Origin of the sequence: Pseudonocardia pini, from assembly GCF_013870575.1 — a bacterium.
Classification (GTDB): Bacteria; Actinomycetota; Actinomycetes; order Mycobacteriales; family Pseudonocardiaceae; genus Pseudonocardia; species Pseudonocardia pini.
Map to the genome: position 1 here is coordinate 1 of NZ_JACBXB010000327.1, position 5,895 is coordinate 5,895.

A 5,895-nucleotide genomic window follows, 5' to 3' on the forward strand; every position below is an offset into this window, starting at 1 on the left:
CGGCCTCCGGCGCCACGACCGAGCCGATGTCCCGCCCCTCGACGACGATCCCGCCGCCCCCGGCGAGGGCCTTGTCGATCAGCGCCCGCTGCCGCGCGACCAGCGCGGCCCGCACCTCGGGCACCGCCGACACCGCGCTGACGGCCTGCGTGACGGGCTGGTCCCGGATCTCCGCCTCGACGTCCTGTCCCGCCAGCAGGATCCGCGGCGCGGCCGGGTCGGTGACCGACTCCAGGTCCGCGGTCACGGCGACGCCGGCCAGCCGCTCGGGCGGGCTCCCGGCGGACAGGCCCGCCCGCAGGCAGGCCAGGGTGGCGGCGCGGTACATCGCGCCGGTGTCGAGATAGGCGGCCGAGAGCTCGCGGGCGAGCCGCCGGGAGACCGTGGACTTCCCGGTGCCGGAGGGCCCGTCCATCGCGACGACGCCCGTCAGCACCATGACCCACTCCTCACGCGACGACGACCCTGCCCCCACCACCGCGCGAGCCTCGTCCCCATTGTGCCCGGAGCCCTCCGCGCGGCCCCGACCACCCTCGTGAGTGGCGATCGTCGCCCTGGCGGTGATCGCCGCTCACAGGTCAGCTGGGGAGGTCGCGGCGCAGGGCGGCGGCGCCGCGCAGGTAGACGTGGCGCAGCTCGGCACGGGCGAGGTCGGTCTCGACGTGGGCCAGCAGGCGCAGCACCCGCGGCATCGAGCCCGGCACCGCCACCTCGACGGCGCCCATCAGCGGGACGTCGGTGAGCCCGAGCAGCCGGGCCGCGTACGCGGGGAACTCCGCCGTGAGGTCCGGCGTGGAGGTGAACAGGATCGAGATGACGTCGTCGCTGCTCAGGTCGTTGCGCTTGAGCACGGCGGTGACCAGCTCGGCGCTGCCCTCGAGGATCGCCTCGCGGGAGTCGTCGTCCACCTGGATCGCCCCGCGGACCGCCCGGACGGCCATTACATCCCCACCGCCTTGTAGAGCGCGCCCACCTCGTTCTGGTTCAGCGGCCGCAGCTTGCCGGGCCGCTGGTCGCCGAGCCGGACCTCGCCGATCGCGGTGCGCACCAGCCGTTGGACGGGGTAGCCCACCTCGTCGAGCAGCCGCCGGACGACGTGCTTGCGGCCCTCGTGGATCACGACCTCGACCATCGACCGCCCGGGCAGCGAGTCCACGACCCGGAACGAGTGCACGCGGACCGGCCCGTCCTCGAGCTCGATCCCGTCCCGCAGCCGCTTCCCGACGTCTCGCGGCACCTGGCCCAGCACCTCCGCCACGTAGGTCTTCTCGACCTCGTAGGAGGGGTGCATGAGCCGGTGGCCCAGCTCGCCGTCGTTCGTGATCAGCAGCAGGCCCTCGGTGTCCTGGTCCAGCCGCCCGACGTGGAACAGCCTGCCCGCCTTGTTCAGCAGCTCGGTGCGGTGCAGCACGAGGTCGCCGACGCAGAGCCTGCCCTGGTCGTCGGACATCGTGGAGAGCATCCCCTCCGGCTTGTTCAGGGCGAGGTAGACCTGGTCGTCCCGGAGCTGGATGCGCGAGCCGTCGACGTGCACGACGGCGGTGTCCGGGTCGATCCGGCGGCCCATCTCGCGGACGATCTTCCCGTCGACCGAGACGCGGCCCGCGGCGATCAGCTCCTCGGCCGCGCGGCGGGAGGCCACGCCCGCCTGGGCGAGCACCTTCTGCAGCCGCACTCCCTCGGGAGCGGGGTGGTTCATGTCGTGTCGTCCCTACAGCTCGTCGATCGCGTCGATGTCCGGCAGCAATGGCGCCAGCGGGGGCAGGTCCTCCAGCGAGGACAGCCCCAGCCGCTCCAGGAAGAGCTCGGTGGTGCGGAACAGCGTGCCCTGGGTGGGCCCGTCCACACCGGCCTCCTCCACCAGACCTCGCGTGAGCAGCGTACGCAGCACGCCGTCGCAGTTCACACCCCGTACCGCCGCGACCCGCGCGCGGGTGACCGGCTGGCGGTAGGCGACGACCGCGAGCGTCTCCAGCGCGGCCCTCGTGAGCTTGGCGCGCTGCCCGTCGAGCAGGAAGCGTTCGACGTAGGGCGCGTAGAGGTCCCGGGTGTAGAACCGCCAGCCCTCGCCCACCCGGCGCAGGTCGATCCCCCGGCCCTGCTCGCGGTAGGACTCGGCCAGGTGCCGCAGGGCCCGGTCGACCCGGCCGACGGGCTGGTCGAGGGCGCCCGCGAGGGTCGCCTCGTCCGTCGGCATGTCCACGACCAGGAGCAACGCCTCCAGCGCCGCCGCCAGCTCGCCGTCGGTGTGCAGGGTGGGCAGGCCGGGCTCGTCCACGGCGGAGGGCTCGGCGTAGGCCGCCTCGAGGGCGTCGAGGTCGGTCGGTTCCTCAGGCTCGGTCATGCTCCGGCTCGTCTTCGGTGGCTGCCGCGGTGGGTCCGGGTGCCCAGCGTACGGTCAGCGTCCCGAACGCCTCGGGCTGCTCCACCTCGATGCTCTGCTCCCGGTACAGCTCCAGGACCGCCATGAACCGGGCGACGACCTCGATGGGGGCCACGCAGTCCGCCGTCAGCGCCGCGAAGGTGGCCTCCCCCAGCTCGGCCAGCCGCTCGCGCAGGATCGCCATGTGGGCGGGGACCGAGACGTCGTGCTGGTGGACGTGGTCCACCCCGACGACCGGCGGCGGCTTCGGCCGGAACACGCTCGCGGCGAGCTCGGCGAAGGCGGTCGCGTCCATCCCGAGCAGCACCTCGGGCAGCAGGCCCTCGAACCGCGGCTCCAGGGCCACCGAGCGCGGGAACCGGCGCAGCGCGGTCTTCTCCAGCTCGGCGAACAGGCTCGCGACCTGCTTGTACGCCTTGTACTGCAGCAGCCGGGCGAACAGCAGGTCCCGCGCCTCCAGCAGCGCGAGGTCCTCCTCGTCCTCGACCTCGGCGTTCGGCAGCAGCCGGGCGGCCTTGAGGTCGAGCAGGGTGGCCGCGACCACGAGGAACTCGGTGGTCTCGTCCAGGTCCGCGTCGTCCCCGAGCGCGGTCAGGTGGGCGATGAAGTCGTCCGTGACCTTGTGCAGCGCCATCTCGGTGACGTCGAGCTGGTGCTTGCCGATCAGCTGCAGGAGCAGGTCGAACGGGCCCTCGAAGTTGTGCAGGCGGACCGTGAAGCGCGCCCTGACCTCGGGGGTGGTGTCGTCGGCCAGGGTCACCGTGCGATGACCTCGCGGGCCAGCATCCGGTACGCCGCGGCACCGCTGGAGTTGGGCGCCCACGTGGTGATCGGCTCCCCCGCCACGGTCGTCTCGGGGAACCGGATCGTGCGGTTGATGACGGCGTCGAACACCAGGTCGCCGAAGGCCTCCAGCACCCGCTGGTGCACCTCGCGGGTGTGCACGGTCCGCGAGTCGAACATCGTGGGGAGGACGCCGATCAGCTCGAGGTCCGGGTTCAGCCGGTCCTTGACCTTGTCGATCGTGTCCATCAGCAGGGCGACCCCGCGCAGCGAGAAGAACTCGCAGGCCAACGGGATCAGGACGTTGTCCGCGCAGGCCAGGGCGTTGATCGTGAGCAGGCCGAGGCTCGGCTGGCAGTCGATGAGGACCACGTCGTAGCGGTCCAGCACGCGCTTGATCGCCCGGCCGAGGGCCTGCTCGCGGCCGACCTCGGTGACCAGCTGGACCTCGGCGGCGGACAGGTCGATGTTGCTCGGCAGCAGGTCCATGCCGGGCACGGAGGTCTCCAGGATGACGTCGTCCGGCTCGACCCCCCGTTCCATCAGGAGGTTGTAGACGGTCGAGTCGAGCTGGTGCGGCTGCACGCCCAGGCCGACGCTCAGCGCGCCCTGCGGGTCGAAGTCGACGAGCAGGACCCTGCGGCCGTACTCGGCGAGCGCGGCGCCCAGGTTGATGGTGGACGTGGTCTTGCCCACGCCGCCCTTCTGGTTGGCCACGGCGATGACGCGCGCCGGACCGTGCTCGGTCAGCGGTTCGGGCTCGGGCGCGCCGACCCGGTGCCTGCCCGGCTGCACCGGCTCCTCGACGGTCGGGTCATAGTCGGGGCCCGGACCGTCCCCAGGGGGTGATGCGTCCATGCGGCTCCTCATCGGATGGTCGGCTTCGCGAGCTCCGCCTCCTGCCGGAGGGTCGCTGCGCGGGCTCCGCCTCCGGGTGCTGTCCCTACCTGGGGCGCAGCGTAGGAACTCGACCATCCGGGGGCAACGCGCCACGCCCGGCGCCGTCGAACTTCCGGTCGAACCCTAGCGACTGGTTAGGGTCTGCTCCGACCGAGGGAGGCACGCAGGTGGCGGTACCCGGACTGCAGACACCGTGGCGACGGCGGATGGACGGGCGGGACCCGGAGGAGTCACACCGGGCGTCGACCCCGCTGGAGCTGCTGTTCGACCTGTGCTTCGTGGTGGCGATCGCGCAGGCCGCGGTCCAGCTCGCACACGGGATCGAGGAGAACCACACCGTCGCGGCGGTGGGCGGGTTCGCGATGGTGTTCTTCGCCATCTGGTGGGCCTGGATGAACTTCACCTGGTTCGCCTCGGCCTACGACACCGACGACGTCCCGTACCGGCTGCTCACGCTGCTGCAGATGGCAGGCGTGCTGATCCTCGCCGCGGGCGTGCCCGCGGCGCTGAACGACTACGACTTCCTCGGCGTGACCGTCGGCTACGCCGTGATGCGGGTCCCGATGGTCGTGCAGTGGCTCCGCGCCGCCCGGGAGCATCCCGAGGGCCGCAGGACCGCGCAGCGGTACGCGATCGGCATCGCCGTGGTACAGGTGCTGTGGCTGCTGCGGCTGCTGCTGCCGCACCCCTTCGACTACATCGGCTTCGTGGTGCTCGCGCTCGCCGAGGTCGCGGTCCCGCCGTGGGCGGAGCGCTCCCGCCAGACCACCTGGCACCCCGAGCACATCGCCGAGCGGTACGGGCTGTTCACGATCATCGTGCTCGGCGAGGTGATCCTCGCGGCCACCGTCGCCTTCCAGTCCGCGATGAGCGCCGGGCTGTCGCTGCAGCTGATCCTGGTCGGTGTCGGCGGGCTGCTGCTGATGTTCGGCATCTGGTGGGTGTACTTCCTGGGCGGGGACGAGCACGGGTTCCGGTCCTTGCGCGTGGCGCTGACCTGGGGATACGGCCACTACCTGGTGTTCGGCTCGGTCGCCGCACTCGGGGCGGGGCTGGAGGTCTCGGTCCAGGTCGCCGAACACGTCGCCCACGTGGCGCCACTGGTGGCGGGCTACGCCGTGGCGGTCCCGGTGGCGCTCTACCTGATCGTGATCTCGCTGCTGCGCAGGCTGGTGTGGCCGCAGGGCACGCTCACACCGGTGCTGGTCGGGGGCGGGGCGGTCCTGCTGCTGCTCTGCCCGTTGCTCGCCCCGGTGGCCGGGATCGGCGTCGCGGTGCTGGTCATGGGCCTGGTGCTGGCCGTCGCGCTCGGCGGGTTCCTGCGCCTGCGCCACGCATGACCGTCCTGCGCGCCGCCCGGGTCGAGGGGCGGATGGTCGACCTCACGGTCGCCGACGGCCGGATCGCGACGGTCCGCCCGCACTCCCCCGGGCCCGGCGTCGATCTCGCGGGTCGCACGGTGGTGCCCGGGCTGTGGGACAACCACGTGCACTTCGACCAGTGGGCCCTCGCCCGCCGCAGGCTCGACTTGTCAGGCGCGGCCTCGGCCCGGGACGCGGCCGCCCTCGTGGTCGAGCGGCTGCGCACCGATCCGCCCGCGGACGGTCTACTGGTCGGCGCGGGCTTCCGGGACGGCCTCTGGCCGGACCTCCCGCGCGCGGACCTGCTGCCCGCCGCGCCGCGGATCGTGCTCGCATCCGCCGACCTGCACTGCTGCTGGCTCAACACCGCCGCTGCCGCGCACTACGGCGTTCCCGCCGGGGTGCTCCGGGAGCAGTACTGGCACCCGGTCATGGAGGACATCCGCCGCGCGGGCGACGTCGACCAGG

General features: G+C 72.7%; 8 protein-coding genes. 2 read left to right on the forward strand and 6 right to left on the reverse strand.

The window, feature by feature from the left end; translation table 11 throughout:
- The 6 genes from H5J29_RS18430 to H5J29_RS18455 form a co-directional block, all read right to left on the reverse strand.
- On the reverse strand, positions 1-439 hold a 439-nt coding region (locus H5J29_RS18430; RefSeq protein WP_181782198.1), incomplete at its 3' end, for a (d)CMP kinase.
- Between the two features lie 139 nt (positions 440-578).
- On the reverse strand, positions 579-941 hold the full coding sequence (aroH, locus tag H5J29_RS18435) for a chorismate mutase (protein WP_181782199.1): 363 nt from the start codon (positions 939-941) through the stop codon (positions 579-581).
- Positions 941-1,699 carry a pseudouridine synthase gene (locus H5J29_RS18440; protein ID WP_181782200.1) on the reverse strand — a complete coding sequence of 253 codons (759 nt, stop codon included), beginning with the start codon at positions 1,697-1,699 and terminating at the stop codon, positions 941-943. The genes aroH and H5J29_RS18440 overlap by 1 nt, the downstream gene beginning before the upstream one ends.
- 12 nt (positions 1,700-1,711) lie before the next feature.
- Positions 1,712-2,344 carry an SMC-Scp complex subunit ScpB gene (scpB, locus tag H5J29_RS18445; protein WP_181782201.1) on the reverse strand — a complete coding sequence of 211 codons (633 nt, stop codon included), beginning with the start codon at positions 2,342-2,344 and terminating at the stop codon, positions 1,712-1,714.
- Positions 2,331-3,143, reverse strand: a complete 813-nt coding sequence (locus H5J29_RS18450; RefSeq protein WP_312858298.1) for a segregation and condensation protein A — start codon at positions 3,141-3,143, stop codon at positions 2,331-2,333. The genes scpB and H5J29_RS18450 overlap by 14 nt, the downstream gene beginning before the upstream one ends.
- Positions 3,140-4,036, reverse strand: coding sequence for a ParA family protein (locus tag H5J29_RS18455; protein WP_376768546.1), 897 nt, complete (start codon positions 4,034-4,036; stop codon positions 3,140-3,142). Before H5J29_RS18455 ends, H5J29_RS18450 begins: the two co-directional genes overlap by 4 nt.
- Positions 4,037-4,233: 197 nt before the next feature.
- On the opposite strand from H5J29_RS18455, the gene H5J29_RS18460 reads away from it, so the two are divergent.
- Both H5J29_RS18460 and H5J29_RS18465 read left to right on the forward strand, forming a co-directional pair.
- Positions 4,234-5,406: a low temperature requirement protein A gene (locus H5J29_RS18460; RefSeq protein ID WP_312858299.1), complete on the forward strand. Its 1,173-nt coding sequence runs from the start codon at positions 4,234-4,236 to the stop codon at positions 5,404-5,406.
- On the forward strand, positions 5,403-5,895 hold a 493-nt coding region (locus H5J29_RS18465), incomplete at its 3' end, for an amidohydrolase family protein (RefSeq protein WP_181782202.1). The genes H5J29_RS18460 and H5J29_RS18465, both read left to right, overlap by 4 nt.

Bases quoted from the DNA above. Each gene is read 5' to 3' on its own strand.
- scpB (WP_181782201.1), bottom strand. From the start codon at position 2,344: ATGACCGAGCCTGAGGAACCGACCGACCTCGACGCCCTCGAGGCGGCC.
- aroH (WP_181782199.1), bottom strand. From the start codon at position 941: ATGGCCGTCCGGGCGGTCCGCGGGGCGATCCAGGTGGACGACGACTCC.
- H5J29_RS18455 (WP_376768546.1), bottom strand. From the start codon at position 4,036: ATGAGGAGCCGCATGGACGCATCACCCCCTGGGGACGGTCCGGGCCCC.
- H5J29_RS18440 (WP_181782200.1), bottom strand. From the start codon at position 1,699: ATGAACCACCCCGCTCCCGAGGGAGTGCGGCTGCAGAAGGTGCTCGCC.